This is a genomic window from Bacillus sp. 17RED48, from assembly GCF_019837545.1.
GTDB lineage: Bacteria > Bacillota > Bacilli > Bacillales > Bacillaceae_G > Bacillus_A > Bacillus_A wiedmannii.
This window is the reverse complement of the sequence record NZ_JADAXG010000001.1, coordinates 678,455-704,082: the sequence shown is the minus strand read 5'-3', so window position 1 is coordinate 704,082 and position 25,628 is coordinate 678,455. Positions and strand designations below refer to the sequence as shown.

The following is a 25,628-nucleotide window of genomic DNA, read 5'->3' as shown; positions in this document are numbered from 1 at the left end:
TTACGCCCTTTTTTGTTTTGATGGAATCATTGTATGAATACGGTCTACAACAGCATCTGTCGTTAAACCGATTTCTTCTAATAATTTTGTTACACTACCGTGCTCTATGAAACGATCTGGAATACCCATTCGTTCAATTAACGCACTATGGTACCCGTTCTCAGACGCAAATTCAACTACTCCCGTTCCAAAACCACCAATTAAGCAAGCTTCTTCAATCGTTAAAATCGGTATATTTTTCCCTAAGAGATCATGTAAATATGCTTCATCCATCGGTTTAATAAAGCGAGCGTTCACTACTTTCACTGAAACTCCAGCCTTTTCAAGACGCTCAGCTGCTTCCATTGCCATTGGTATTGTCGTACCAAATGTTAAAATAGCCGCTTGTTTACCTTCTTTTAACGTTTCCCATGAACCGATTGGAATCGCCTTTAATTCTTCATCCATAGGAACACCAAGTCCATTACCACGCGCATAACGTAATGCGATTGGTCCATCTTCATATTGCATCGCCGTATATACTAAATGTTGCCCTTCATTTTCATCTTTCGGCATCATAATTACCATATTCGGCAAGTGGCGTAAGAATGAGATGTCAAATACACCTTGATGCGTTTCACCATCTGCTCCTACTAATCCAGAGCGATCGATTCCGATGAAGACATTTAAATTTTGGCGGCATATATCATGAACAACTTGGTCATATGCTCTTTGTAAAAATGTTGAATAAATCGCTAAGAATGGCTTCATTCCTTGCGTTGCCATACCCGCTGCCATTGTTGTAGCATGTTGTTCTGCAATACCTACATCAATCATACGATCCGGGAATTCTTTTTGGAATTTCTCAAGTTTCGATCCAACAGGCATTGCAGGTGTAATTGCAACGATACGCTCATCCGTTCTTGCTAGCTTAAGTACTGTATCACTAACAACAGCACTCCATGCTGGTGCAACCTCTTTCGGTTTAACGAAGTCACCTGATTCAATTTTATAAGGTCCTGTTCCATGCCAAGTTCCAATAACATCACTCTCAGCTGGTTTATAACCTTTTCCTTTTTTCGTAATAACATGAACAAGCACTGGGCCTTTTGTTTTCTTTGCGTATTGCAACGTTTCGAATAACTTTTCATAATCGTGCCCATCAACTGGACCTAAATATGTAAAGCCTAATTCTTCGAAAAAGACACCGGATACTAGTAGATATTTAAGACTATCTTTTATTTTCTCTGCTGTCGCAGCAACTTTCCCACCGACTGCTGGGATTTTCTTTAATATATACTCTAGTTCATCTTTTACCCAATGGTATTTCCCTGCGGTACGTAGACGTCCAAGTACATTATGAAGCGCACCAACGTTTGGTGCAATTGACATTTCATTATCATTCAAAATAACAATCATGTCTGTTTTTTCATGTCCAATATGGTTCAATGCCTCTAAAGCCATTCCGCCTGTTAGAGCACCATCTCCAATGATTGGTATAACATATTCTTTCGTTTTCTTTAAATCACGTGCTAGAGCCATTCCCATTGCAGCAGATAATGATGTCGAGCTATGGCCAGTTTCCCATACATCGTGCTCACTCTCGCAACGTTTTGGGAAACCACATAGACCTTGATATTGCCTTAATGTACCGAATTCCTTTGCACGTCCTGTTAAAATTTTATGTACATAGGATTGATGTCCTACGTCCCATAAAAATTTATCTTTCGGACTATCAAATAATTTATGCAGAGCAATTGTGAGTTCTACTACACCTAAATTAGGTGCAATATGTCCACCTGTTTGAGAGAGCTCTTCAATTAAAAACTTACGAATATCCTCACTCAATCCCTCTAGTTCACCGATAGACATATCTTTCAAAAAACTAGGGTTTTGAATTTGCGTTAGATCCACATGGATCACTCACTTTCATTTCATAATCTGTCAACATGTCAAATATTATAAAAAACATTTACACAAAACAAGAAATTATCTTTTTTTATTTTTCACCTTGTCCTGCAATTAACCAGTCTATTGCGCCCTAATCCCATTATAAACCATATTTCTTTAGGCGATGAAAAAAATAGCCGCTAACACGAAGTGATAACGGCAATGTAATCTACATATATTTTTGCCAATAACAAGAAAAGAAAAACCTTTTCCTACATTTATATCATAAAATGATGAATGACTCAACAAATGGAAACGCTGTTATATTAGTTATTACGTTTTGCAATCAAATCGCAAATAGATAGTAAATATTCATCTTGTAATTGCAAGGAACCAATAGCACCTTTTGCTTTTGCAATTGTTTCTTCTAAAATATCCTTTGCTCTATCTACAGTAAATAACGTCGTATATGTGCTCTTTTCGTTGGAAACATCACTACCAATTGGTTTTCCAATCTCTTCTTCGGTTCCTTCCACATCTAAAATATCATCTCGAATTTGGAAAGCTAGGCCGATATATTTTGCAAACGCAAGTAACTTTTCTTCTTGTTCTTCTGTGGCATCAGAAAGTATCGATCCTGCAAGCACAGCGAATTCAAGTAGTTTCCCAGTCTTATGCTTATGAATATACTCCAACTCATCCATCGTAAGCTGTTTCCCTTCAGCTTCCATATCTGCCACCTGTCCGCCAACCATTCCTTCTGGTCCTGCCGCTTTTGCAAGCTCAAGTACAAGTCTTACTTTTTTTTCAGCAGAGATTTCCTTTTGTTCATATGCCATAATAATTTGAAAAGCATACGTCAACAAACCATCGCCTGCTAAAACTGCCATCGCTTCACCAAATACTTTATGATTTGTGGGCTTACCTCTTCTTAAATCATCATCATCCATACAAGGTAAATCATCATGAACTAACGAGTATGTATGTATCATTTCAAGAGCACAAGCTGCACCTATTCCAAGATTTCTTTCTTTACCAAACGCTTGTAATGTCGCAAATAAAAGTAACGGGCGGAGACGCTTTCCACCTGCCTCCAAAGAATATGCCATCGCTTCACGAAGTACATTTGGACATTGTAATTCATTTGCATAGCTTACAAGCTTCTCTTCTACGAAAGTTTTACTTTCTTTCAAAAAAGTATCAAAAGCAATAGTCACTATGCTTCATCTCCTAAAGCAGTAAACGGTTCAAGCTCTCCATCTTCCCCAAGAATAACTGCCATTTGTTCTTGTACGTTCTTCAACTTCTCATCACAAAGCTTAGATAATTCCATACCCTCTTTAAAATAAGAAATTGCTTCTTCTAAAGGTACGTCACCTTGCTCTAGCTTAGAAACGAGGTGCTCAAGTTGCGAAATTGCCTCTTCAAAGCTTAATTTATTTTCCATTATTCAATTCACGCTCCTCTATGCCTGATACGCTACAATCTAGTATTCCATCTTGTAATTGAACTGAAACAGCATCTCCAAGGCTGACATCTTTCACACTTTTTAACACTTGCTTCTCTTCATCATATACAAGCCCGTACCCTCTCATCATTACTTTAAGCGGACTTAACGCTTCAAGTTTTTGAGCAGCTCTTACAAAAGCAAATTCTTTCGTCTGAAGTAATGTTTGCATTTCACGTTGCAATTGCTTTTGCAATGTTTCAACCGCTACCTTCGTTTGCATAATTTTTTGAGCTGGGTGGTGCTTCTCTAAATAAAATGAAAGCTGTTTTAACTGATTTACCTTTTTATCAATATAGCGCTCTTTCGCTAAAACAAGCTGTTCTAACGCTCTATCTAATTGCTCTTCTTTTTGCTCATATACTTGTCTTGGATAACGGAACGCATAAGATTTTTGCAATACTTGTAGTTTTTCTTCTTTTTTATGTACTAACTCTCTCATTGCTCTTTGCAATCTTAGAGTTCTTTGTAATACCTTTTCTTGTAACTCTATAATGTTAGGCGCTGCCAGCTCAGCTGCTGCAGTCGGTGTTGGCGCACGTAAATCGGCAACAAAATCCGCAATTGTAAAGTCCGTTTCATGGCCTACTGCCGAAATAATAGGGATCTCACTCTTAAAGATTGCCCTTGCTACCATTTCTTCATTGAAAGCCCATAACTCTTCAATAGAGCCTCCCCCTCGCCCAACGATTAGGACATCTATCTCTCCCATTTCATTCGCTGTACGAATCGCTTGTACAATTGAGGGAGCTGCTGACTCCCCCTGTACAAGTACCGGAAACACAATAACATTTCCAATTGGATAACGACGTTTAATCGTTGTTATAACATCACGAATCGCTGCCCCTGTTGGCGACGTAATCACACCTATTGTTTTAGCATAAGGAGGAATTGTTTTTTTATAAACTTGAGAAAACAAACCTTCTTCCTCTAAACGAACCTTTAATTGTTCGTAAGCTAAATGCAGGTTTCCGACTCCGTCAGGCTGCATGTCTTGAATATAAATTTGATAAGAACCACTCGCCTCGTAAACGGAAATTTTCCCTTTCACAAGTACCTTCATCCCATTTTCAGGTCTGAATTTAATATTACGATTATGACCCGCAAACATAACCGCTGCGATTCTTGCATTTTCATCTTTCAATGTAAAGTACATGTGGCCACGACTATGATTTTTAAAGTTGGAAATTTCACCTTTTAACCAAACAGACTGCAAATGCGGATCATATTCTATTTTTGTTTTTATATAGCGTGTTAACGCTGTAACGGTTAAATATTGTTTTTCCATTTCTCTCTCCTCATAGCCGACTCAAATTATTTACAAACGACACCTACACGCTTAGCAGATTCAACAGTATTATGAAGAAGCATTGTGATCGTCATTGGACCAACACCCCTTGGCACAGGTGTAATGTAACCTGCAACATCTAACACGTTGTCAAAATCAACATCACCACAAAGTTTACCTGTTTCTAAACGGTTCACACCAACGTCGATTACAACCGCTCCTTCTTTAATATAATCAGCTGTTACCATTTTAGGTCGTCCAACAGCTACGATTAAAATATCAGCTAACTTCGTTAACTCTTTCATATTTTGCGTTTTAGAATGACAATATGTGACAGTTGCATTTTCATTTAAGAACAATTGCCCCACTGGCTTGCCGACAATATTACTTCTTCCAATTACTACAACATGTTTTCCCGAGATATCAAGATTTGTTTCTTTTACTAATTCTACAATACCGTGCGGTGTACATGGAAGGAATGTATCTTGTCCCGTCATCATACGTCCCACGCTGATTGGGTGAAATCCATCTACATCTTTTTCTGGTGAAATTCTTTCAATGATAGCTTTTTCTTCAATATGTTTTGGTAAAGGTAATTGCACTAAAATGCCATTAATACGGTCATCGCCATTTAAGCGATCGATTTCAGCAAGCAAACGCTCCTCAGTAATTGTTTCAGGAAGTTCAATTAGCTCTGAATAGATTCCTACTTGTTCACAGCCCTTTTCTTTTCCTTTTACATAAGAACGAGATGCTGGATCTTCTCCAACTAGAATAACTGCTAATCCTGGTACAATCCCTTGCTCTTTCAACTTCACAACTTCTTCTGTTAATTGTGCTCGTTTTTTCTCCGCAACTTCATTTCCTTTGATGATTACTGCTACCATTTTAAGATTCCCCCTTAAAGAAATTACAGTGTATCTTTTATATTAGATAAAACGCCGTTAATAAAACGACGAGATTCCTCATCCCCAAATGTTTTAGCAATTTCAATCGCTTCGTTAATTGTTACGTTGTGTGGAATTTCTTCCATGTATTTCATTTCATACACAGCTACACGTAAAATACTGCGATCAACAATACTAATACGCTCCAGCTTCCATTTTTTTAAGTTTTGACGAATCGCTTCATCAATTACTTCTTTATTTTCTACAAAACCTACTACAAGTGATTCTAGAAACTCATTTGTTTCTTCACCTTCATCTAGCGTGTTTTCCACCGCTACTTTCGGTTCTAATTCACCTGTAATATCCATTTGGTATAATGCTTGCATAGCTCTTTCTCTAGCCGTCCTACGTTTCATTGTAACTCTCCTTTATGCTTCAAGTCTTTCCTTATGCTTTGTTATATTATTATAATTTATAAGCCGTCAATTCACTTACTCTTACAGTTTTCATTGATTTTCCAACCTTATAATACAATGATAATAACACAATTTATCGTTTCACACACGGGTTACAAGGCTGAAAAATAATAAAAAGATTAACTTCAAGTTCCATATCTTATCACAATGTACGTTTTTTGGAAAAACGAAACATCTTCTTTTTGATTTCTTATTTTTTGAAATAGTATAATAATTAGAGGGTTTTAATTTGTGAAGAAATGAAACGATAAAAAAGGTGCCTATGTTACTAGGCACCTTTTCATTCTTACACTGGTTCGATTTCTGTTTTTTGTGTTTCGAATGTTACGCCAACGATGTGAACATTCACTTCTTTTGGCTCAAGCCCTGTCATTGTAAAGAGTGCCTGACGAATGTTGTCTTGAATCTTTTGTGCAACAACTGGAATTGCTACGCCAAAATACATTACAACATAAAGGTCAACGATAATATCTTCGTTTGCTAATTCAACCTTTACACCTTTACCATGATTTTTCTTACCTAACTTCTCAACAACATCTGTAGCAAAATTACCACGCATTGCCGCTACACCTTCTACTTCAGCAGCTGCAATACCTGCGATTACTTCAATTACTTCTGGTGCAATTTCTACTTTACCAAGAGTTGTATCTTGACCCATATCTAACATATGTTCAGCCATGAAAAAAACCTCCTTTAATGTATCACTGCGTCACAAGTTCATGCTCTTCCAAAAATTTCGTATTAAACTCACCTTTTACAAAATCAGGATGATCTAGCAATTGCAAATGGAACGGGATTGTTGTATGTACGCCTTCAATGACAAACTCACTGAGTGCACGCTTCATTTTTGCAATTGCCTCTTCACGTGTTTTTCCGTGAACAATTAATTTAGCAACCATCGAATCATAGAAAGGTGGGATTGAATATCCCGGATATACAGCTGAATCGACGCGAATACCAAATCCGCCTGGTGGCAAGTACATTTCTACTTTACCTGGAGATGGCATAAATTTTTTGGCAGGGTTTTCCGCATTAATTCGGCATTCAATTGCCCAACCATTAAATTGTACTTCTTCTTGCTGTAACGATAACTTTTCTCCAGAAGCAACACGAATTTGTTCTTTAATTAAATCCATCCCTGTTACCATTTCTGTAACTGGATGCTCAACTTGAATTCTCGTATTCATCTCCATGAAATAAAAGCTTTTCGTTCTATATTCATAAATAAACTCAACCGTACCAGCACCTGTATAATCAACCGCTACCGCCGCTTTAACTGCCGCATCACCCATCTGCTTACGAACATTTTCATCAAGTGCAGGTGATGGACTTTCTTCTAGTAGTTTTTGCAAGCGGCGCTGAATTGTACAATCACGCTCTCCTAAATGAATGGCATTTCCATGTGTATCTGCCATTATTTGAATCTCAACATGGCGGAAATCTTCAACGTACTTTTCTAAGTATACACCAGGGTTCCCAAAAGCGGTACTAGCTTCTTGCTGTGTAATTTGAATTCCTTTTACAAGCTCTTCTTCATGGCGTGCAACACGAATACCTTTTCCGCCGCCACCTGCAGTCGCTTTAATAATAACTGGATATCCAATTTGATTAGCAAGCTCGATCGCTTCTTCGGTATTTTTAATAATCCCTTGTGAACCTGGTACAATCGGAACCCCTGCTTCTTTCATTGTATCACGAGCAACGTCTTTTGTGCCCATCTTTGAAATAGCTTCTGGACTTGGACCGATAAAAATTAAGTTACATTCACGGCATAGCTCTGCAAAATCTGCATTCTCTGCTAAAAATCCGTATCCTGGATGAATAGCGTCGCAGCCTGTTAACTTCGCAACACTAATAATATTCGTCAAATTTAAATAGCTTTCTTTCGAAATCGTTGGGCCTACACAATACGCCTCATCAGCAATTTGTACGTGAAGTGACTCTTTATCTGCTTCTGAATAAATTGCGACCGTTTCAATATCCATTTCTTTACAAGCACGAATAATTCGTACAGCAATTTCCCCACGATTGGCTATTAATACTTTTTTTATCATCACAAAGACTCCCTTATTACGCTTTTACAAGAAATAGCGGTTGTCCATACTCAACAAGCTGTCCATTATTAACAAGAATCTCAACAATTTCACCATCTACATCTGCATCGATTTCGTTAAATAACTTCATAGCCTCGACAATGCATACGATAGAATCTTTTGATACTCTGTCTCCTACACTTACATATGCAGGTGTATCAGGCGAAGATGAAGAATAGAATGTACCTACCATTGGTGATGTAATTTTATGTAGGTTTTCATTTTGAACCGCTTTTTTCTCTTCTTGTTTTGGTACTTCCACTTGTGCTGCCGCTACTGTTGTTTCAACTTCAACAGGTGCTACTGGTTGTACGACTTGTTTTGCTACAGGTGCTTGCACCGCAACAACTTCATTACCACGCTTTTTCATTTTGATTGTCGTACCATCTTTTTTGTATTCAAATTCATCAATATTAGAGCTATCAATTAATTTAATTAATTCACGAACTTCTTGAATTTTAAACATGTAAAATCCACTCCCATACTCTTGTTTGTCCCGTTTTTACAGATTCTCGTCACTAAAACTAGATTGACTGTAAAAATACGATGTACTCTATTAGAAAATGCATTTCATTTACTAATAGAAATAGTTGCTATTTCCATCTTACGATAAATTTTTTAAACATTCCAATTTATATTTCTTTATAATAAATCGAAACTCCTGTAAAAATATTATTCCAATAAAAAATTATTACCTAGTAATAATACCAAGTTTCACACGAAATTGGCAAGACCACTTCTAAAAAACATTCCTTACTTTTTTCACAATGCTACACAATAAACAGATCATTACCGCTCCACTCTTCACCTCATCTATAGTCAACAACATATTTTTACCAAATATTATTTTTTTGTTTACACACCGTTCATCATTCCTTCATATAAGAATAGTATGTTCAAAGTGTAGAAAATATATCGTATCGAGGTGTGGACATATGATATGGCTCATTCTCTTCTTACCTGCCGTAATGGTCTGGGCATTCGTTCTCTTCATCCACGTCAAATCCGGAAAAAGTAATCATCGTTACCATGAACCGCTAATCTTTTACTCACAACGTATTTCTCCATTCCGAGTTGAACATAATAAAAACAACTACAAAGACGAAACAGAAAAAAGCTATCGAAAATGATAGCTTTTTTCTATAATTATTTTCAAACAATCCGATTCGTAAAAACTAATAATCCGCAGGGGATTCCCCCGCGGATTATTAGTTTTTATTTTGTCGGTGGATCAAATTTCACACCTACATCTTTTGATCCGCCTTCACTTCTTACAAGCTGTATAATTTTATTCGCTTCTTTTTGTGAATGCTTTGCTGCTTTCACAGTTACTCTAATATCAGTTCCATCAGCTCTTACAAGGGCATCTTTATATCCTCCTTGAGACTTAATCACTGTCTCAAGTAATTCTTGCTTCGTTTCCATTGTAGTAATTGCATCAAAATTATCTTTCGCTTTACTCTTTTCTGTTGCTGAAGATTTTGCTGAATTCATAACTTCTTGTAATCTTGATTTTTGTTCACTTAGCTGATCTTCCATTTGCATACGTAGTGCTGTGAAATTTTCATCACTTGATTGAACTGTTACGTTAGCATCTTTTTTACTTGTTTCTTTGTTAGCACTCTCTTTTTTGTCTGTTTCTTTATTTGATGTTTCCTTGCTTGTATTTTCTTTTTTTGGCGTTTCTTTAGGTGCTTCATTTGTTACTGCTTTATCAGTACCTTGTTTTTCTTGTCCAATCTTTTCACCTGTTGCCGGCGATGCTGTATTCATTTTGTCAGGAGTTGTTACGTAATAAACAGATAGTACAACAACTAAACTTAACATCGTTAATAGCCAAACCGTTTGTTTTTTTAACACTTTATTTCCTCCCTATCAATTTTTCGGTGAAACTGAAACGCGATGGGCTGGTACATCTAGCAGCCGTATGACAGCTTCTTTTACCATCGCTTTAACTTGTATATTATCCACTCCTTTTGCTACGACAAGAACACCTCGTACTTTCGGTTTCTCTGTTCGTAAAACAACGGGAGTTTCTTTATCACCTTCACGTATAATGACTGTCTTTTCATCAAGGGACTCATCTTCTACTTCCCTCTTACCACCTGTCTTATCTGTTTCACCTGTTGTTTGTGAACGTTTCACTGTATTTTTCTCTAATATTTTTTCTTCTGATGAATCTAAATTTACTTTAATCGTTACATTTTTTACTCCCGCTATTTCTTCTAAGGCTGCTTTTAATTCTTGTTCATACGCTTTGTCATACTTTTCTACATTTGACATACTATCATTATTTTTTTGTCCAAAAGTTGGTACGTCTTTTTCTTGGTTTTGCGTTTTTTGTTCTTTAAATACAGGTACTTCTTCTTTTTTACTTGAAAAAAGACTACTAGAAAACATAAGCAAAATCCCAAGTATGAGTAGGACAAGTAAAAACTTAGGTGTTATCTTTTTTCCCTTCTCATTGCTTTCTTTTTCATCCCCATTCAATAAGTTTCGAAAAAATGAGAACTTCGAATTTTTATCTTTATTGTCCATTTACTCTACCTGTCCTCCCTTCCATTTGAACTTGGATTTGTTTATTCTCTAGTTGCCACCTGCTTGAAAAGAAATCTTTCATTTCTACATTCGTTTCTTCTACTTTTTTCGGAGGTTCCTTCGTGTTAATTTCAACTGGTTTTACTGTTTCGATTGCATCATTTTTACTACGTTCTTTTTCTTTCAACGTCACAACAACAGTTTGAATATCTTTTGCTGACTTTACTTCCGCTGTACTTTCCGCTGCGACTATTTGTATTTCAGAGACTGTCATACCATACTTTTTCTCGAATTCTTTTCCTACTTCTTTTTTCATTTTGGTAGCCATCTCTTCTAAACTATATGCACGTGTTAGAGCTTGTATTTCTTTTTTCTTCGAATCTATTGAATTTTTTACAGATCCTTCTGCTACGTACTTCTCTTCATTAAAATTTGCGATTACTTCATTCACATCTGTTTGCAGTAGTTTAAAAAGGGGCGTTAAGATTAAAACAACTAATAATAGACTTACAACGAATTTAACGTACTTTTGCAAATTTGAATTTGGAAGAATAAGATGAAGCATTGTCGCTAAGAGTAAAAAAACGATAATATTTCTAATCCACTCTGTAACAAATTGCATACCCTTCACCTCCTACCGCATCATAAGTGTAATGTTCCCCGCAGCAATAATAATTGTGATACTTAAAAAGAACATAAATGATACGATAGCTAAGCAAGCAAATACATAAATGATGCTTCGTCCGATAATATCTAAACATTGAATAATTGCTCCGCTGCCAACTGGCTGTAATACTGCTGCTGCGAATTTATAAATAAACGCGATACAAAAAATTTGAATCGCTGGAAAAGCGACAATTAAACATAGAATGACGAGTCCAATAATTCCGACTGTGTTTTTTAATAATCCCGATGCACTAATAACAGTATCCGCCGCCTCTGTAAACATTCTTCCTACTACGGGAATAAAGTTCCCTGTTACAAATTTAGCAGTTTTCACAGCGATTCCATCAGCAACAGCTGTCGCTGTTCCTTGTACAGATAATACCCCTAAAAAAATCGTTAAAAAAATACCGATAATCCCAACGCTAACGTTTTGCAGAAGCTTGGACAATTTCGTAACTTTATATTGATCACTCATCGTACTTACAATACTTAATATCGTTGCAAGTAATAAAAGTGGTAGAACGATATAATTCATCAAAAGCCCGCTCGTGTTCATTAAGAAGATGATAATCGGATGAAAAAACGATACAGATACAACACCACCTCCAGTTGCTATGAGTGCAAGCAAGATTGGCAATAGCGCTAATATGAAATCTACCATTGTTTGTATCGTTTCTCTTGCATATGTCATGACGACATAAAAACTATTTAAAGCGAAAATAATAAGTACCATATATACAACTGCATCCGCAATTTTACTTACACTACTCTTTGAAAATGCAGATTGCAGTGATTGCAACAATGCACTAAAAATTGTAAGCATAATGAGCGTTCCCAGCAGCTTCCCATTTGCAACAAGCTCGTGAAATAAATACTTTAATAAACCTAGCATCCACTCTTTTATAGAAATTTCTTTTTCTCCCTTTACAAACTCCATAAAACTACCTTTTTGACTCTCTGGTAAATAACCTCCATATTTTGTAACAAGCCCGTCCCAAAATTGCTTCACATCTTCAATTCCGAGCTTATCCAATTGTTGATCAACGACGTTTGTTTCTACAGGAGAAGCTTGTACAACAACCGGTAAAGAAAAGAAAAGGAAGCAAGCAAATAGCAGCTTAGCTCCAAACCCCCTCAACATTCACTCCCCCTTATCCCGTCGGTAAAAATCCGAGAATAGTTTCAATGACAACCGTCAAAATAGGAATCGCCATTACTAAAATTAAGATTTTTCCAGCTAATTCAATTTTTGAAGCGATTGCACCCTGCCCTGCATCTTTTGTAATTTGTGCTCCAAACTCAGCAATATAAGCAATCCCAATAATTTTTAGCAGCGTTTCTACATATACGTTGCTAACTTTCGCTTCACTCGCTACTCTCTCAATCATTTGTAAAATAGAGTGAATTTGATCAATTAAAATAAGAAACATCACGCTACCTACGAACACAATAAATAACGACGTAATGCTAGATTTATGCTGATTTAATACAGCCGCTAAAAACGTAGCAACGAGGCCTAATCCGACAATTTGTATAATTTCGATTCGAACCGCCTCCTTTACTGGAAGAGAAAGACACTCTTAATCTTGTCGAATAGCGTATTAATTAAAAATGCCACATGAAATAAAATAACGACAAAACCGACAAGGATAACCCAATTTGCAATATCCTCTCGCTTTAATTCTTTTAGTACGGTATGAATAAAAGCTAAAACAATGCCGATTCCGGCGATTTGAAATATTAATCCAACATCAATGGACATCGCCTTTCTCCCTCCTATAGCAGTAAAATTACGATAAGTAGCCCCGCTAGTACCCCTAAGCTCTTGATCATTTTTTCGTATTGCAGTTGTAATGCTTTCGCTTCTTCTTCTTCTCTCTCTAAATGTGTAATGCATAAGCGAATATGTTTTTGTTGTGATTCACGATCATGCTGTCCGAGCGTTTCGCCAAATTGCTGCAAAATCTCGTACTCAGTTTGTTGAAATGCTGTTAGCTTCCAATTTTCTTTCAAACTATCTATCCAAGCTTCTCTTACTGTTTGGTCTCCACTTTCTAGCCTTCTAGCGAAACTTTGAAATATCCAATTTAACGGCTTCGGCATTTGTTTCACTAATCGCTCAGCGGCTTCAGATAAAGGTGTATGCCCATACATAATTTCTGCCTCTAATGATTGAAGTGCCGCTTTTAATAATCTAAGTTGCCTTGGTCTCTCACTGTATCTTTTAGCGTATGAAAACCCGAAAAAGGTGCTGACCGCAACGATTAACACTGCACCAAATATTTTTACCATACGCCCTCAGCCTTTCTATGAGGTAATACCGATTTTCCATATTTATCTTTTACTTGCATAACTGTTCCTGGCCCTCTTGCTTTTGATAGCTCCACAAACCTATCAAATATGCCGAGCTCCAGCACCGCTTTTAGTGATGGACGTTTCACAACATCATCATAAGAAAATCCATGTGCACTTATAAAAAGCTGAACCCCTGCATGCACGGCCTCCATAATTGCTTCACTATCTTCTTTACGTCCGATTTCATCTACAATCAAAACATCTGGACTCATAGAACGAATCATCATCATCATTCCTTCAGCTTTTGGACATGCGTCTAACACATCTACTCGCGCTCCAAAGTCATATTGCGGGATGCCTTTCACGCAACCTGCAATTTCTGACCGCTCATCAACAATCCCGACTTTACAAGAAGGTATTTTCGAAGCACTTACACCTTGACTCATACAACGTGCTACATCTCTTAAAAGTGTTGTTTTCCCCGTTTGCGGTGGGCCAATTACCATCGTGTTTAACCATCTTGACTCATACAAATACGGCAAAAGTGGTTCAGCAATTCCTATTTTTTGACGAGCGATACGAATATTAAAGGAAGAGACATCTCGAATCATTTTCACTGCGCTTTTTTCTGTAATGACTTTTCCAGCTAAGCCGATTCTATGTCCTCCTCGAAGTGTCACATACCCACGTTTTAATTCCTCTTCCATCGTATAAATTGAGAATTGACTTAACTTATTCAATAAGTAAATGGCATCCTCTGCTGTAACGATATAGTCATAAAAAAACACTTCGCCATGAGCAATACATTCTAGCGGTCTTCCAATTCGAACACGAATTTCCTCTAGAGCATTGTATTGCTTACACCTTTCCACTAGCTGCTTCATCGTTTTCGGTAAAACTTCTAATACTTCTTTCATCAGCTTCTCCCCACTATACTCGACTTACTATTTCAACAACGCGATAAAAATGCAGCCAATTCCAAGCGCTAGAAAAAAGAGTTTCAAGAAAGAAATCTCACTTGCCACACTCGCTATGCCTATTGTCATTGTTAAAATTAATACGGTCGGTCCAACAAACGCCAACATACCATTTATAAACAATGCTTTTTTCGCATCATTCACATAAAGCATAAGCAAAGCGGCGAATATTTCCGCGCTACCCGAAAACAACCGAAGTAACCCCATTACAAGCACGGATGTTTCCATTGCCGCTAGCCATTGTTTCATTCTCCCACCTTCTCCCATAACGGTTACTAGTGCTACATTCCAAAAAAGAATATATTTGTACAACCATATGCAGGGGTTGTCTATTTCAGAATTAAAAACACAACTTTTCTCTAACGATTTTATTAAATCTTAATATTAATTTTTTATGGTATATTTAATTTAAAAGGGGTATAGACGATGCAACACGTTACTTTAGTACCACTCGATTTACGCTATGCAAATGTGATTTTTAAGCTATCAAGTGATCCACACGTAAAAAATGCATTAGGAATAACAGTAGAAAAGATCGAAGACACGAAAGCATTTCTTCTTTTCGCAATAGAAGAAGAGCGCCAAAAGAGATCTTTATCGAGAATGATTGTAAATGAAGAAAACGAAATAATTGGTCTCACCACACTTAAACATATTAATTTTGAGAAGAAACAATCTCATATTGGTAGTTGGCTCGGCTATCAATACTGGGGAAAAGGATATAATGAGGCTGCTAAAAAAGAAATCTTTAAAATTGCTTTTTTGGACTTACAACTTTCCTACGTATTTGCTGGCGCTAAAACGAATAATGTCCGCTCGTTAAAAGCACAAGAAAAACTGCCTTATATTTCATTGCATGTGGAAGATAGATTCCCTGGTGAACATTCTACCTTAGAGAATGAAGTAAAATCTTCTTGTGTACTACATGTCGTGTCACGTGAAAAATTTCTAAATTGGCTAGACCTACAAAAGGAGAAGGAAAAATATGAAGGTAGTAAAAATTAGTTTAACAGTCGTAGTAGAATTAGCTCTTATTTATCTTTTTTCAATAATAGTCGGTTGGTCATTTATGGAGACCTTTTTCCTTGGTAGCTTAGCGATATTTGCAATTACATGGCTAATTATTATGAGTAATCATAGAAACAATATTACGGATCACGCAATAAGTAAAACATTAACTGGTGTTGAGACTGGCGAAATAAAACCATTTCAAATCGTTTTCACTCCATATATGGCGGGTACTCTTTCACTTGTTTTAGTTAGTTTTATTATCACCGCTATTTACTACCTACCCTATTTCCTATAAAAAAAGCACTCGTGATCATCACGAGTGCTTTTCTACTATGCACGAGAAACGTATTTACCTTCACCAGTGTTGATGATAAGCATTTCGCCTTCGTTAATGAAAATTGGTACTTGTACAACAAGACCAGTTTCTAATGTAGCTGGTTTTGTTACGTTAGAAGCTGTATCACCTTTAATACCAGGCTCTGTTTCTGACACTTTTAATTCAACTGTGTTCGGAAGTTCAACACCAAGTACTTCATCTTGGTATGTCATAATAGATACTTCCATGTTTTCTTTTAGGAATTTAAGTTCGCGCTCGATTTGGTTTTCACCAAGTTCGATTTGCTCGTAAGTTCCGTTATCCATAAATACGTGAGACTCACCGCTCGCGTATAAGTATTGCATACGACGGTTTTCGATGTGTGCTTTTTCTACTTTTTCACCTGCACGGAATGTTTTCTCTTGAACAGATCCTGTGCGAAGGTTACGTAGTTTAGAGCGAACGAATGCAGCACCTTTACCTGGCTTTACGTGTTGGAAATCCATTACTTGCCAAAGGGCATTGTCCACTGAAATTGTTAAACCTGTACGAAAATCGTTTACTGAAATCATGTAAAAAAATCCTCCTGTATATTACAAAATAATAAGTTCTTTTGGTGATTTCGTAATTACTTCATTACCTTCACTTGTTACAATGATATCATCTTCAATACGTACGCCGCCAATACCTGGAATATAAATACCTGGTTCTACTGTTACAGCCATTCCTGGTTCAAGTACTGTATCAGAACGGAACGCTAAACCTGGTGCTTCATGGATTTCAAGACCAATTCCATGACCAGTAGAGTGTCCGAAGTATTCACCATATCCTTTTTCAGTTATGTAATCGCGCGTTAACGCATCCGCTTCACGGCCTGTTAAACCAGCTTTAATACCGTTCACACCACGTAGTTGTGCTTCTAAAACGATATTATAAATTTCTTTTAATTTATCAGATGGTTCACCAACTGCAATCGTACGAGTAATATCAGAGCAATATCCTTTATAATAAGCGCCGAAGTCTAATGTAACGAAATCTCCTGTTTCTATCACTTTTTCAGATGCCACGCCGTGCGGTAATGCCGAACGAAGACCTGAAGCAACGATAATATCAAACGAAGAAGATGTTGCTCCTTGTTTTCTCATGAAAAATTCAAGTTCATTTGACACTTCAATTTCAGATACTCCCGGGCGAATGAATGATAGAATATGTTCAAAGGCAGCATCTGCAATCTGTGCAGCTTCCTTTAATATCTTAATCTCTGAATCAGTCTTTATCAAGCGTAACTTTTCTACAAGCCCAGAAGTTGGGATAAATTCAGCATCGATCGCTTCTTTATGTGTTGAATAAGAACTATATGTAAGAGTATCTTGCTCAAAGCCAAGCTTTTGAATTCCCAGTTCCTTCACTTGCTTTGCAACTTCATCAATGATTAATCCTGCATGCTGTACAATCTCGTATCCAACCGCTTGTTTACTAGCCTGCTCTACATAGCGGAAATCTGTAATAAATTGAGCACGTTTTTTCGAAATCAGTACAACACCAGCTGTTCCTGTGAAGTTTGCCATATATCTACGACTATGTTCATTTGTTAACAAAATACCGTCAATACCAGCCTCATCAAATGCGCTTCTTACTCTTTCGATTTTCTCCATTACTTTATGCCTCCCTCAATTTCTCCATTAATGCAAATAACGCTAACTTATAGCCATAAAAACCAAATCCAACAATTTGTCCCGCACAAACAGCTGCCGTCACAGATTCATGACGGAACGACTCACGCTGATGAATGTTAGAAATATGTACTTCAATAACAGGAATCGAAATGCTCGCAATTGCATCTCGAATCGCATAGCTATAATGCGTAAATGCTCCAGGATTTAAAATGATCCCTTCATATATATCTTCCGCCTCATGAATACGATCGATAATCGCACCTTCATGATTCGATTGGAAACATTCTAACTCCACTCCCATTGTTTCTGCTTCTTGCTTCATATCTGCTTCAAGTGTCGCTAGCGTGCCCTTTCCATATACATTTACCTCTCTGACACCGAGGCGATTTAGGTTAGGACCGTTTACGAGGAGTACCTTTTTCATATGCTTAAAACTCCTTAATATTAAATATCTATACAACATTTTAACATAGGAGTTACTTGTTTGAATAGTTCGTCTTCTCTTCCCCTTCTTGCTCGGCCTTATTGGTATTTACTGCGTAAGAAACAGAGTATGCAATAAACACACCATACAATATAAAAATACATATCGTCGTCACAAGTGTTTCTTTCGGTAAATGGAGTGCGCTTTTAATAGCAGGCGCTATTAACCCCATTCCGAAAAATAGTAACGCCCACCAAAATAGCCCATAAATCATCCCTGGAAGAATTCCTTCAAACTTTGCCAAAAACGCTTTATACAAAAAGGCAATTAAAATCGAAAGTAGTCCCATACAAACAATTCCTGACACATTGCCCCATACCCCTTCTTTCCAGCTTCCAAAGGCAAATGGTAAAAGTAAATAGTTCGGTCCCGCTTCCGTAAATGAAAATATATGAAGGAAATACCATATCCCCCCCCAAAAGATTCCACCAAATAAACCAATTTGTACAAAATTCCTTGTTCCTAATTGTTCTTGACTCACATCGACACCTCCGCTCAATAGTATGCCCGAAACTATTTTGAACCATGTTTAAATACTGCGAAATTTGTCTATAAAAAGAATAAGAAATGTCCGACTCTCGTAACATTTTTCCTTGTCATATACTTGTATTTGTCGATAAAATAAAGGAAACTCGGTGATTGTCTTATTTCAAAACGACAGAACCCAGTATGACAATTGCCTCTTTTTCTACATAAGAGAGAAACAAATACAGGTTGGTGTTAACATGGCAGAAGAGTCAAAACAAATATATGGCGGGCAAGCAGTCATAGAAGGAGTTATGTTTGGCGGTAGAGAATATACTGTTACAGCGGTTCGTCGTAAAGATAAATCGATTGAATTTTATCGATTACCACGCGTTCGTAATAAAGCATTATCTATCCTGAAAAAAATTCCATTTTTACGAGGGATTGCCGCTATTGTGGATGCAAGTGCGAATGGAGCAAAACATTTAAACTTTGCTTCAGAACGATTTGATGTCCACCCAGAAGAAGACGAACAAATCGCAAATAACAAAGAAGAACAATCGAAATTAACGATGGTATTAGGAGTTGCAGCAGTTGGTGTTTTATCTTTCATATTTGGTAAAGTCATTTTCACAGCAGTTCCTGCACTACTAGCTGAATTAACGAGACCGATTTTCCCCTCTCATACAGGGCAAATCATTGTCGAAAGTGTCATTAAGCTCATGCTATTATTGAGCTATATATACTTTATTTCTTTAACCCCACTTATTAAGCGGGTATTTCAGTACCATGGTGCGGAGCATAAAGTAATTAATGCCTATGAGAATAACCTTCCAATGACTGTAGAAAATGTGCAAAAACAAACTCGCCTTCATTATCGCTGTGGCAGTAGCTTTATTATATTTACAGTCATTATTGGAATGTTTGTTTATTTCCTTGTCCCTACAGATCCACTTTGGGCCAGAGTCGTAAACCGAATTTTATTAATTCCAGTCGTTCTCGGCATTTCTTTCGAAGTGTTACAATTTACAAATCGATTACGCGATATTCCAGTATTACGCATACTTGGATATCCCGGATTATGGCTGCAACTGTTAACAACGAAAGAACCAACAGATGATCAAGTGGAAGTAGCCATTGCATCGTTTGAAGAATTATTACGTTTAGAAAACAAACAATAATTATTTAAAATTGGTGTTCAACTCCTTTCCTCATCGTTAATATACTAATTTTAATATATGTTTTTAGGAGGTGTCCCTTATGAACGGTCGTTCGTTTACATTCGCTATAGTTATGCTTATTATCGGATTAGCAATATTCGGCCTTGTTTCATCTGTCATTACAAATCCAATGGGTGTATTAAGAAATATCGGGTACATGTTACTTGTTGTCGGTATCTTTTATTTGCTATACAAGATGTTTACAAATTCTAGTGGTTCTGCAAATTCGCAAAGCTCTTATAAGCGTGCAGCGAAACAATCGAACCGCAAACATGGGAAACAAAATGTAGCACCCCTAAGCAATTCTTTCTTGAAATCCAACGCTTCTAATGACAAAGGTAAGAAAGGCGCTCCTTCCACTTTGAAGCGAAAAAGAAAACAATCTCATTTAACTGTCATTGAAGGTAAAAAAAACAAAAAGAAAGACCGTGCTTCCTTTTAGGAAATACGGTCTTTCTTTATATTTTGCAGTACTTCTTTCAAACTTTTATCTTTCATACTTTCAATTCGAAGGTGATGATTTTCAAATGGTAAATTCCTTGTCACATCATTAGGTACAACAACGCACTTTAATCCTGCTGCAATCGCTGCTTTTAATCCGTTTAACGAGTCTTCAAATACAACAGCTTCAGACGGATCAATTCCTAAATCTTCTATCGCAATTCGATAAAGTGCTGGATCCGGTTTTACCTTCTCAACATCTTCCCTTGTTTTAATGACTTCAAAATAATCTCGAATTTGTAGCTCTTCCAAAAAAGAAGTAACCCATTCTCTAGATGAACTGGAAGCTAATGCGATTTTCAATCCCATTTCTTTCGCTTCCTCTAAATATTCTTTTACCCCGTCACGAGCTTCTGGTATTTTCATTTTCTCTTTATGTAAAGTTTTCACTTTTTCTTTTAATGCATCCTTGTTAAACTTCTCTTTTAATTGCTCATTTAAATATGCGTAAAGCACATCGTCTGTCGTTCCAATACATTTCGCAAATTCCGTTAAAGGTAACTCCCCACCGTACTCACGAACAGCGTCTCTGAAAGAGTGAAACCATATTGTTTCTGTGTCTACAATTAATCCATCAAAATCAAAAATAATTGCTTTCATAATTTCCCCATCCTTTTCGGTTGAAATAAAAAAGGAAACGACATACGTTCCCCCTTAATTACTTTTCTCTTCATTTGCTTTTTGAACGCCACGAAGTGTTTCCACTCGAACCTCATCTTGTTCAAAATATTGCACTAGATCACCAATGCGGTCAATTGCTTCCCAACTTAAATGATGTTCAATTCCTTCTACATCATTGTAAATTTTACTTTCATCCAAACCGATAATACGCATAAATTGCTCTAGCAAGTCATGACGATATACGAGACGTTCTCCGATTTTTTTACCTTTTGATGTTAATACAAGCCCTCTATATTTTTCATAAATTAGATATTCATCTTTGTCTAATTTTTGCACCATTTTCGTTACAGAGGATGGATGTACACTCAGCGCTTCAGCAATATCAGATACGCGGGCATAACCCTTTTCATCAATCAACAAATAAATTTGTTCAATATAATCTTCCATACTAGGGGTAGGCATCGGTTTCCTCCATCCAATTTCATTTTGCTCATTCCGTACGAAGCAATCAATAAAATGATACACCAGAAAGAATAACGTGACAAGTTGAAAACAAGCCTAAATATTTTACATGAAAAGAACTTGCATTCCAATACAAGTTCTTTTCATGTAAAATATTGAATTTCTGCGTTAGGAAAAAAGTGATGAATATATCCTCTAATCGTTTCTTCCAATACTTCTGCATCATCTTTTTTATATACGTATTTCCCGATGCCATATCGTCCCCATTTATATTTGCGCTTCTCTTCATCCATTTCAAGCTTCGTATTCGGATAACGCTCTTGAATGACCTTTTTTGCTGGTTTTGTAAAGCGATGTTGAATTAATTCAAATGTTAAATTCGGTATCGACAAATCTTTTAGCGCATTGTACAGTCGCTCAAATAGTTCACGATATCCTTCTTCCCATCCTTCATGCATATTAAAGTGGTGCAACTATAAACCCAAGTGGATAACCCGCACCTGCTACTTTACGAGCCGCTTCAATTCGTTCTTCAAAAGGTGATGTCCCCGGCTCAAAATTTTTGATTACATACCGTGAATTAATACTAAATCGAAAACGAGTTTTCCCATTATGTTTTGCATCTAATAAATGATCAACGTGCGAATATTTCGTAACGAAACGTAAACGCCCATGCTCACTTTCTCCAATGAATTCAATCGCCCGCTTTAATGCATGTGTTAAATGATCAATTCCAACAATATCTGATGTACAAGCCGCTTCAAACCTTGTTATTTCTGGTGCTCTTTCATCCATATACTGCTTTGCCTTCTCAAATATTTCATCAAGATTGACATACACGCGAACGTAAGGCTTACTCCCAAGTGTCGTTTGCAAATAGCAATAATGACAATGTCCCATACACCCCGTTGCGAGCGGGATTGCATATTCAGCTGACGGTTTTGACGTATCAAACTTTAATGTTTTCCTCACCCCAACGACAAGTGTTGCCTTTGCATTACGATACTTTTGCAAATCATTTTCACCTGGCAAATTTCTAATTTGATTATGGGATGTCATTTCACGAATTTCTAATCCCATCTTCGTAAACTTCTCATACAGCTCTTTTCCAAGCGGATATTCGAGTGCCTTCGGTTCAAAGTAAACGAGTTTTGGCATAAATGGTTTCATATGCTTCCCTCCTCTCGTTAGTATGGGAAACGATGAAGAATTAACACTCATTAAAGTTTTCCACTTCAGTAACTTGCGTTGCAAGTTACTGAATGTTATAATTTGGATAACAGCTACCTTGCAACGCAAGTTACCTGAGTAAAAGGTGGTGAAATCATGCACAGCCAAATGTTAAAAGGTGTGCTCGAAGGTTGCATCCTATACATCATTTCACAAGAAGAAGTGTACGGATATGAACTGAGTACAAAATTAAATAAACACGGATTTACATTCGTAAGTGAAGGAAGCATATATCCGTTATTGTTACGTATGCAAAAAGAAAAATTGATTGAAGGAACATTAAAAGCTTCCTCACTCGGTCCAAAGCGAAAATATTATCACGTAACCGACAAAGGATTAGAGCAGCTTGAAGAGTTTAAACAAAGTTGGGGAATGGTTTCAACTACGGTGAACAATTTATTACAAGGGGAGTGATAGGGATGAATGCACAAGACATGATTGAATTGAATAATAAAAAACGTGAGCTTCTAACTTCCGAAAACGAAACTGCTTATGGCGATATGCTAGTATATCTTCGATTATCTAATGTACCCGAACATCAAGTAGAAGAACTTTTATTAGAAATATTAGACCATCTTATCGAAGCACAAGCAGAAAATAAAAGTGCTTACGACATTTTCGGTAATGATTTACAATCTTATTGCGATGAACTTATATCAGCTTTGCCTGTCCAAACAAAATTAGAAAAAACTTCTTTAATCGGTTTTGTTATTAGCTTACTTCTTGCTATACAGTTTGGAATCGATGCAATTGTTTCCTTTTTCATTTTAATCTTTGAAAATAATGTAGAACAATTCACCCCAGCTTTTAGTATCCCTGGAACTATTTTGTCTGTTTCACTCATTATTCTAGGAATACTGCTTATTTTATATTTATTAAAGCGTTACTCCTTTGATCAAAAAATAAATTGGAAAAGACGAATTCTATTCGGGCTCGCTTTTGCTACTCCATTTTGTTCAGCTATATTCGTAAATATTTATTTTAGAAAACAACCTTACCTTATTTATCATCTAACCTTTTGGCAAAACGCCTTAATCGCTATCTTATTTTTTATTTTATATAAATTACTATACAAAAAATCAAATTTTTAACAGCCTTTCAAAAGGCTGTTTTTCTTCTGTCTAATTTTACAAATTGAAAAATTTCATAAAGAAAATAAGAAAAATGCAAAATAATTAAAGTTAATTGTTGACGTGATGCTTTTATTATCGGTATCATAAATCTTCGTGAGCAATTATTTTTCGTTATACGATTTTTTTATTATTACTGAATTTTTGAGAGGAGAAATTAAATGTCAGTTAAGAAGAAAACGCAAGTACGCACCGGCAAAATGGTACGTGAACTAATGTTAGCAGACGAAGATGTAAATGCTTCGCTAATTATGGTATATAGTGAAAACGGTGTAAACGCAGAAATTAAAATCGAGGGCTTAACGCCGAAATGTAACGAAGAATTATTTTTGAGCGGAAACGTGGATTGGAACAAGAGTGTTATTTATAAAATTGTTGATTTCACTGGGAACGCTGAAGTTGGTAAAGTTACATTAACAGCGATGAACAAAAATAATGTTTCTCTAGAAGTTGAACGCGTTATGTGGAGCAAAGAGAATAAAGAAGCTGCTGAGCAAGAAGAAACTGTTGTAGAAGCTACTCCGAAAAAAGAAGTAGTTGTAGAAGCTCCAAAAGCAGTTGCACCTGCTCCAAAACCTGTTACGCGAGTAGAAACACCTGCAGCACCTAAACCTACTCCGGTACCGACACCGAAGCCAGTAAGTGTAGAAGCAGCTGTGGAACTATCTACTCCAGCACCTGTGAAAAAAGCAGCACCAACTCCAGTTACAAAGCAAGAGACAGCACCGGTCGCTCCTGCAAAACCGAAGCAACCTGCTTTGACTGAAACAAATACAAAACTACAAGAAAATTATGTTAAACTTGTGAAAAAGACAATTGAAGTTTGTCAAGATTACGAGCTTGGCATCGACATAGATGATTCTATTGAAAGCTTAAAAAAAGAACTACAAAGCCAAGGTATTAGCGTTACATTTGACAAAGAAATTATGGACGTTGTAAATCGCCTTCGTTCTTTACAAGATAAAGGAATCAAAGTAGAAAAAGTACTTAATTTACTATAAAAAATAAGAGGTGGCAATTGCCACCTCTTATTTTTTATAATTCCATTCCTTACTTTCATACTTCTCTTTTGCTAATGTTTGCACTTCATGTAACTGTTCTTCTGTTAATTCATACGGAACAAGCTCTACATCTAATCCTTTTTCAAACCCAACCTCAAACGCTTTAATTAACTGTTCGATTGTAAACGTACGGTCTGTTAATTCATTAATTGCTACCGCTTTAGAAGAGAACATACTCTTCATACGCTCTTTTACACGTTCATTCGGGAATAAAAACAGATCGTATAATTCATCTAAATCTATTTCTAACGGAATCGATCCGTGCTGTAAAATCACACCTTTTTGACGTGTTTGAGCACTACCTGCGATTTTTCTTCCTTCTACTACAATTTCATACCAAGACGGTGCATCAAAGCATACTCCTGAACGTGGATTTTTTAAATTTTCACGGTCTGCTTCTGTTTTTGGAACTGCATAATATGCTTCTAATCCTAATGCCTTAAAACCGTCTAATAAACCTTGCGAAATAATACGATACGCTTCTGTAACTGTTTTTGGCATATTTGGATGATCTTCAGACACAATAACACTGTACGTTAATTCTTTATCATGTAGTACACCCCTGCCGCCTGTTTGACGACGAACGAATCCATATTTCTTTTCGTTAACTACATCCATATTAATATCTTTTTCAACACGCTGGAAATACCCAACTGTTAATGTTGGTACTTCCCATTCATAAAAACGAATGGTTGGTGGCATTTTCTTTTCACTTTGCCAATTTAATAAACATTCATCTAACGCCATATTAAATGCCGGTGAACATTGACCAGAGTTAATATAACACCATTTTTCTTTTCCCATCCTGCACCTCATATAACCAATTATTTTTCACATTCTCTAGTCTACCAAATT

The 25,628-nt window shown here is 36.6% G+C and carries 33 protein-coding genes and 1 pseudogene; 8 read left to right on the top strand and 26 right to left on the bottom strand.

Features of this window, described 5'->3' with window-relative positions; genetic code table 11:
• From dxs to accB, 9 genes are all read right to left on the bottom strand, one after another.
• Window positions 1-1,893, bottom strand: coding sequence for a 1-deoxy-D-xylulose-5-phosphate synthase (dxs, locus tag ILT06_RS03910; protein WP_064474829.1), 1,893 nt, complete (start codon window positions 1,891-1,893; stop codon window positions 1-3).
• A 302-nt stretch (window positions 1,894-2,195) separates the two neighbouring features.
• Window positions 2,196-3,086, bottom strand: coding sequence for a (2E,6E)-farnesyl diphosphate synthase (gene ispA, locus ILT06_RS03905; protein WP_064474828.1), 891 nt, complete (start codon window positions 3,084-3,086; stop codon window positions 2,196-2,198).
• A complete protein-coding gene (gene xseB / locus ILT06_RS03900; RefSeq protein ID WP_000428423.1) occupies window positions 3,086-3,316 on the bottom strand; it encodes an exodeoxyribonuclease VII small subunit in 231 nt (76 codons plus the stop codon). The genes ispA and xseB overlap by 1 nt, the downstream gene beginning before the upstream one ends.
• The gene (xseA, locus tag ILT06_RS03895) at window positions 3,306-4,664 is read right to left on the bottom strand and encodes an exodeoxyribonuclease VII large subunit (protein ID WP_000415269.1); all 1,359 of its coding nucleotides are present in this window, start codon (window positions 4,662-4,664) and stop codon (window positions 3,306-3,308) included. Before xseA ends, xseB begins: the two co-directional genes overlap by 11 nt.
• Before the next feature lie 26 nt (window positions 4,665-4,690).
• Window positions 4,691-5,551, bottom strand: a complete 861-nt coding sequence (gene folD / locus ILT06_RS03890) for a bifunctional methylenetetrahydrofolate dehydrogenase/methenyltetrahydrofolate cyclohydrolase FolD (RefSeq protein WP_064474827.1) — start codon at window positions 5,549-5,551, stop codon at window positions 4,691-4,693.
• Window positions 5,552-5,574: 23 nt separating this feature from the next.
• Window positions 5,575-5,967, bottom strand: a complete 393-nt coding sequence (gene nusB, locus ILT06_RS03885) for a N utilization substance protein NusB (protein WP_000830249.1) — start codon at window positions 5,965-5,967, stop codon at window positions 5,575-5,577.
• Between the two features lie 346 nt (window positions 5,968-6,313).
• On the bottom strand, window positions 6,314-6,706 hold the full coding sequence (locus ILT06_RS03880; RefSeq protein ID WP_000807630.1) for an Asp23/Gls24 family envelope stress response protein: 393 nt from the start codon (window positions 6,704-6,706) through the stop codon (window positions 6,314-6,316).
• A gap of 22 nt (window positions 6,707-6,728) precedes the next feature.
• Complete coding sequence (gene accC / locus ILT06_RS03875; RefSeq protein ID WP_000592872.1) at window positions 6,729-8,081, bottom strand: acetyl-CoA carboxylase biotin carboxylase subunit; 1,353 nt, start codon at window positions 8,079-8,081, stop codon at window positions 6,729-6,731.
• A 16-nt stretch (window positions 8,082-8,097) separates the two neighbouring features.
• Window positions 8,098-8,586 (bottom strand): acetyl-CoA carboxylase biotin carboxyl carrier protein, encoded by a 489-nt coding sequence (gene accB / locus ILT06_RS03870; RefSeq protein ID WP_000472874.1) that lies wholly within the window; start codon window positions 8,584-8,586, stop codon window positions 8,098-8,100.
• A gap of 469 nt (window positions 8,587-9,055) precedes the next feature.
• Between accB and ILT06_RS03865 the strand changes: the two genes are divergently transcribed.
• The gene (locus ILT06_RS03865) at window positions 9,056-9,250 is read left to right on the top strand and encodes a hypothetical protein (protein ID WP_046957516.1); all 195 of its coding nucleotides are present in this window, start codon (window positions 9,056-9,058) and stop codon (window positions 9,248-9,250) included.
• 85 nt (window positions 9,251-9,335) lie between these two features.
• Here ILT06_RS03865 and ILT06_RS03860 read toward each other — a convergent pair whose 3' ends face one another.
• The 9 genes from ILT06_RS03860 to ILT06_RS03820 are packed head-to-tail and all read right to left on the bottom strand — an operon-like array spanning window position 9,336 to window position 14,845.
• Complete coding sequence (locus ILT06_RS03860; RefSeq protein WP_000914706.1) at window positions 9,336-9,980, bottom strand: SpoIIIAH-like family protein; 645 nt, start codon at window positions 9,978-9,980, stop codon at window positions 9,336-9,338.
• 15 nt (window positions 9,981-9,995) lie between these two features.
• Window positions 9,996-10,658, bottom strand: a complete 663-nt coding sequence (gene spoIIIAG, locus ILT06_RS03855; protein WP_222654860.1) for a stage III sporulation protein AG — start codon at window positions 10,656-10,658, stop codon at window positions 9,996-9,998.
• Entirely contained in the window at window positions 10,648-11,280 is a 633-nt protein-coding gene (gene spoIIIAF, locus ILT06_RS03850; protein WP_001161039.1) for a stage III sporulation protein AF, read from the bottom strand. The genes spoIIIAG and spoIIIAF overlap by 11 nt, the downstream gene beginning before the upstream one ends.
• 12 nt (window positions 11,281-11,292) lie before the next feature.
• Window positions 11,293-12,465, bottom strand: coding sequence for a stage III sporulation protein AE (gene spoIIIAE, locus ILT06_RS03845; RefSeq protein ID WP_000943696.1), 1,173 nt, complete (start codon window positions 12,463-12,465; stop codon window positions 11,293-11,295).
• A gap of 10 nt (window positions 12,466-12,475) precedes the next feature.
• A complete protein-coding gene (spoIIIAD, locus tag ILT06_RS03840; protein ID WP_077393170.1) occupies window positions 12,476-12,859 on the bottom strand; it encodes a stage III sporulation protein AD in 384 nt (127 codons plus the stop codon).
• A gap of 23 nt (window positions 12,860-12,882) precedes the next feature.
• Complete coding sequence (spoIIIAC, locus tag ILT06_RS03835; protein WP_000020914.1) at window positions 12,883-13,086, bottom strand: stage III sporulation protein AC; 204 nt, start codon at window positions 13,084-13,086, stop codon at window positions 12,883-12,885.
• Between the two features lie 14 nt (window positions 13,087-13,100).
• The gene (gene spoIIIAB / locus ILT06_RS03830; RefSeq protein ID WP_000238694.1) at window positions 13,101-13,616 is read right to left on the bottom strand and encodes a stage III sporulation protein SpoIIIAB; all 516 of its coding nucleotides are present in this window, start codon (window positions 13,614-13,616) and stop codon (window positions 13,101-13,103) included.
• Window positions 13,610-14,536 carry a stage III sporulation protein AA gene (gene spoIIIAA, locus ILT06_RS03825; RefSeq protein WP_064474826.1) on the bottom strand — a complete coding sequence of 309 codons (927 nt, stop codon included), beginning with the start codon at window positions 14,534-14,536 and terminating at the stop codon, window positions 13,610-13,612. The genes spoIIIAB and spoIIIAA overlap by 7 nt, the downstream gene beginning before the upstream one ends.
• Before the next feature lie 27 nt (window positions 14,537-14,563).
• Entirely contained in the window at window positions 14,564-14,845 is a 282-nt protein-coding gene (locus ILT06_RS03820; protein ID WP_000816054.1) for a YqhV family protein, read from the bottom strand.
• 177 nt (window positions 14,846-15,022) lie between these two features.
• Between ILT06_RS03820 and ILT06_RS03815 the strand changes: the two genes are divergently transcribed.
• Both ILT06_RS03815 and ILT06_RS03810 read left to right on the top strand, forming a co-directional pair.
• The gene (locus ILT06_RS03815; protein ID WP_088048127.1) at window positions 15,023-15,601 is read left to right on the top strand and encodes a GNAT family N-acetyltransferase; all 579 of its coding nucleotides are present in this window, start codon (window positions 15,023-15,025) and stop codon (window positions 15,599-15,601) included.
• Window positions 15,582-15,902: a hypothetical protein gene (locus ILT06_RS03810; protein ID WP_064474824.1), complete on the top strand. Its 321-nt coding sequence runs from the start codon at window positions 15,582-15,584 to the stop codon at window positions 15,900-15,902. The genes ILT06_RS03815 and ILT06_RS03810 overlap by 20 nt, the downstream gene beginning before the upstream one ends.
• A 35-nt stretch (window positions 15,903-15,937) precedes the next feature.
• On the opposite strand, the gene efp is transcribed toward ILT06_RS03810, so the two are convergent.
• The 4 genes from efp to ILT06_RS03790 are packed head-to-tail and all read right to left on the bottom strand — an operon-like array spanning window position 15,938 to window position 18,564.
• Entirely contained in the window at window positions 15,938-16,495 is a 558-nt protein-coding gene (gene efp / locus ILT06_RS03805; protein WP_000626521.1) for an elongation factor P, read from the bottom strand.
• A 21-nt stretch (window positions 16,496-16,516) separates the two neighbouring features.
• Entirely contained in the window at window positions 16,517-17,578 is a 1,062-nt protein-coding gene (gene pepQ, locus ILT06_RS03800) for a Xaa-Pro dipeptidase (RefSeq protein WP_064474823.1), read from the bottom strand.
• 4 nt (window positions 17,579-17,582) lie between these two features.
• Window positions 17,583-18,023, bottom strand: a complete 441-nt coding sequence (aroQ, locus tag ILT06_RS03795; RefSeq protein WP_000757087.1) for a type II 3-dehydroquinate dehydratase — start codon at window positions 18,021-18,023, stop codon at window positions 17,583-17,585.
• A 52-nt stretch (window positions 18,024-18,075) separates the two neighbouring features.
• The gene (locus tag ILT06_RS03790; RefSeq protein ID WP_142289410.1) at window positions 18,076-18,564 is read right to left on the bottom strand and encodes a YqhR family membrane protein; all 489 of its coding nucleotides are present in this window, start codon (window positions 18,562-18,564) and stop codon (window positions 18,076-18,078) included.
• 244 nt (window positions 18,565-18,808) lie between these two features.
• Between ILT06_RS03790 and ILT06_RS03785 the strand changes: the two genes are divergently transcribed.
• Both ILT06_RS03785 and ILT06_RS03780 read left to right on the top strand, forming a co-directional pair.
• On the top strand, window positions 18,809-19,729 hold the full coding sequence (locus ILT06_RS03785) for a DUF1385 domain-containing protein (protein ID WP_000807116.1): 921 nt from the start codon (window positions 18,809-18,811) through the stop codon (window positions 19,727-19,729).
• A gap of 79 nt (window positions 19,730-19,808) precedes the next feature.
• Window positions 19,809-20,210, top strand: a complete 402-nt coding sequence (locus ILT06_RS03780) for an SA1362 family protein (RefSeq protein ID WP_001014467.1) — start codon at window positions 19,809-19,811, stop codon at window positions 20,208-20,210.
• Here the strand turns inward: ILT06_RS03780 and ILT06_RS03775 are convergent.
• The 3 genes and pseudogenes from ILT06_RS03775 to splB form a co-directional block, all read right to left on the bottom strand.
• Window positions 20,207-20,869, bottom strand: a complete 663-nt coding sequence (locus tag ILT06_RS03775) for an HAD family hydrolase (protein WP_064474821.1) — start codon at window positions 20,867-20,869, stop codon at window positions 20,207-20,209. The genes ILT06_RS03780 and ILT06_RS03775 overlap by 4 nt on opposite strands.
• A gap of 54 nt (window positions 20,870-20,923) precedes the next feature.
• On the bottom strand, window positions 20,924-21,352 hold the full coding sequence (gene mntR, locus ILT06_RS03770) for a transcriptional regulator MntR (protein WP_001143071.1): 429 nt from the start codon (window positions 21,350-21,352) through the stop codon (window positions 20,924-20,926).
• 143 nt (window positions 21,353-21,495) lie between these two features.
• A pseudogene (splB, locus tag ILT06_RS03765) lies at window positions 21,496-22,522 on the bottom strand (spore photoproduct lyase).
• A gap of 156 nt (window positions 22,523-22,678) precedes the next feature.
• On the opposite strand from splB, the gene ILT06_RS03760 reads away from it, so the two are divergent.
• From ILT06_RS03760 to ILT06_RS03750, 3 genes are all read left to right on the top strand, one after another.
• Window positions 22,679-22,996 carry a PadR family transcriptional regulator gene (locus ILT06_RS03760; protein ID WP_000556083.1) on the top strand — a complete coding sequence of 106 codons (318 nt, stop codon included), beginning with the start codon at window positions 22,679-22,681 and terminating at the stop codon, window positions 22,994-22,996.
• 5 nt (window positions 22,997-23,001) lie between these two features.
• On the top strand, window positions 23,002-23,673 hold the full coding sequence (locus tag ILT06_RS03755; RefSeq protein ID WP_064474820.1) for a DUF1129 domain-containing protein: 672 nt from the start codon (window positions 23,002-23,004) through the stop codon (window positions 23,671-23,673).
• 200 nt (window positions 23,674-23,873) lie between these two features.
• Window positions 23,874-24,713: a hypothetical protein gene (locus tag ILT06_RS03750; RefSeq protein WP_088048125.1), complete on the top strand. Its 840-nt coding sequence runs from the start codon at window positions 23,874-23,876 to the stop codon at window positions 24,711-24,713.
• Window positions 24,714-24,740: 27 nt separating this feature from the next.
• Here ILT06_RS03750 and ILT06_RS03745 read toward each other — a convergent pair whose 3' ends face one another.
• On the bottom strand, window positions 24,741-25,577 hold the full coding sequence (locus tag ILT06_RS03745; protein ID WP_000514071.1) for a lipoate--protein ligase family protein: 837 nt from the start codon (window positions 25,575-25,577) through the stop codon (window positions 24,741-24,743).
• Window positions 25,578-25,628 lie beyond the last annotated feature (51 nt).

What these genes read in the sequence shown, in the direction of transcription:
- xseB (WP_000428423.1), bottom strand. Translation starts at nt 3,316, where the DNA reads ATGGAAAATAAATTAAGCTTTGAAGAGGCAATTTCGCAACTTGAGCAC.
- xseA (WP_000415269.1), bottom strand. Translation starts at nt 4,664, where the DNA reads ATGGAAAAACAATATTTAACCGTTACAGCGTTAACACGCTATATAAAA.
- folD (WP_064474827.1), bottom strand. Translation starts at nt 5,551, where the DNA reads ATGGTAGCAGTAATCATCAAAGGAAATGAAGTTGCGGAGAAAAAACGA.
- nusB (WP_000830249.1), bottom strand. Translation starts at nt 5,967, where the DNA reads ATGAAACGTAGGACGGCTAGAGAAAGAGCTATGCAAGCATTATACCAA.
- ILT06_RS03880 (WP_000807630.1), bottom strand. Translation starts at nt 6,706, where the DNA reads ATGGCTGAACATATGTTAGATATGGGTCAAGATACAACTCTTGGTAAA.
- accC (WP_000592872.1), bottom strand. Translation starts at nt 8,081, where the DNA reads ATGATAAAAAAAGTATTAATAGCCAATCGTGGGGAAATTGCTGTACGA.
- accB (WP_000472874.1), bottom strand. Translation starts at nt 8,586, where the DNA reads ATGTTTAAAATTCAAGAAGTTCGTGAATTAATTAAATTAATTGATAGC.
- ILT06_RS03865 (WP_046957516.1), top strand. Translation starts at nt 9,056, where the DNA reads ATGATATGGCTCATTCTCTTCTTACCTGCCGTAATGGTCTGGGCATTC.
- spoIIIAG (WP_222654860.1), bottom strand. Translation starts at nt 10,658, where the DNA reads ATGGACAATAAAGATAAAAATTCGAAGTTCTCATTTTTTCGAAACTTA.
- spoIIIAF (WP_001161039.1), bottom strand. Translation starts at nt 11,280, where the DNA reads ATGCAATTTGTTACAGAGTGGATTAGAAATATTATCGTTTTTTTACTC.
- spoIIIAE (WP_000943696.1), bottom strand. Translation starts at nt 12,465, where the DNA reads ATGTTGAGGGGGTTTGGAGCTAAGCTGCTATTTGCTTGCTTCCTTTTC.
- spoIIIAC (WP_000020914.1), bottom strand. Translation starts at nt 13,086, where the DNA reads ATGTCCATTGATGTTGGATTAATATTTCAAATCGCCGGAATCGGCATT.
- spoIIIAB (WP_000238694.1), bottom strand. Translation starts at nt 13,616, where the DNA reads ATGGTAAAAATATTTGGTGCAGTGTTAATCGTTGCGGTCAGCACCTTT.
- spoIIIAA (WP_064474826.1), bottom strand. Translation starts at nt 14,536, where the DNA reads ATGAAAGAAGTATTAGAAGTTTTACCGAAAACGATGAAGCAGCTAGTG.
- ILT06_RS03820 (WP_000816054.1), bottom strand. Translation starts at nt 14,845, where the DNA reads ATGAAACAATGGCTAGCGGCAATGGAAACATCCGTGCTTGTAATGGGG.
- ILT06_RS03815 (WP_088048127.1), top strand. Translation starts at nt 15,023, where the DNA reads ATGCAACACGTTACTTTAGTACCACTCGATTTACGCTATGCAAATGTG.
- ILT06_RS03810 (WP_064474824.1), top strand. Translation starts at nt 15,582, where the DNA reads ATGAAGGTAGTAAAAATTAGTTTAACAGTCGTAGTAGAATTAGCTCTT.
- efp (WP_000626521.1), bottom strand. Translation starts at nt 16,495, where the DNA reads ATGATTTCAGTAAACGATTTTCGTACAGGTTTAACAATTTCAGTGGAC.
- pepQ (WP_064474823.1), bottom strand. Translation starts at nt 17,578, where the DNA reads ATGGAGAAAATCGAAAGAGTAAGAAGCGCATTTGATGAGGCTGGTATT.
- aroQ (WP_000757087.1), bottom strand. Translation starts at nt 18,023, where the DNA reads ATGAAAAAGGTACTCCTCGTAAACGGTCCTAACCTAAATCGCCTCGGT.
- ILT06_RS03785 (WP_000807116.1), top strand. Translation starts at nt 18,809, where the DNA reads ATGGCAGAAGAGTCAAAACAAATATATGGCGGGCAAGCAGTCATAGAA.
- ILT06_RS03780 (WP_001014467.1), top strand. Translation starts at nt 19,809, where the DNA reads ATGAACGGTCGTTCGTTTACATTCGCTATAGTTATGCTTATTATCGGA.
- ILT06_RS03775 (WP_064474821.1), bottom strand. Translation starts at nt 20,869, where the DNA reads ATGAAAGCAATTATTTTTGATTTTGATGGATTAATTGTAGACACAGAA.
- mntR (WP_001143071.1), bottom strand. Translation starts at nt 21,352, where the DNA reads ATGCCTACCCCTAGTATGGAAGATTATATTGAACAAATTTATTTGTTG.
- ILT06_RS03760 (WP_000556083.1), top strand. Translation starts at nt 22,679, where the DNA reads ATGCACAGCCAAATGTTAAAAGGTGTGCTCGAAGGTTGCATCCTATAC.
- ILT06_RS03755 (WP_064474820.1), top strand. Translation starts at nt 23,002, where the DNA reads ATGAATGCACAAGACATGATTGAATTGAATAATAAAAAACGTGAGCTT.
- ILT06_RS03750 (WP_088048125.1), top strand. Translation starts at nt 23,874, where the DNA reads ATGTCAGTTAAGAAGAAAACGCAAGTACGCACCGGCAAAATGGTACGT.
- ILT06_RS03745 (WP_000514071.1), bottom strand. Translation starts at nt 25,577, where the DNA reads ATGGGAAAAGAAAAATGGTGTTATATTAACTCTGGTCAATGTTCACCG.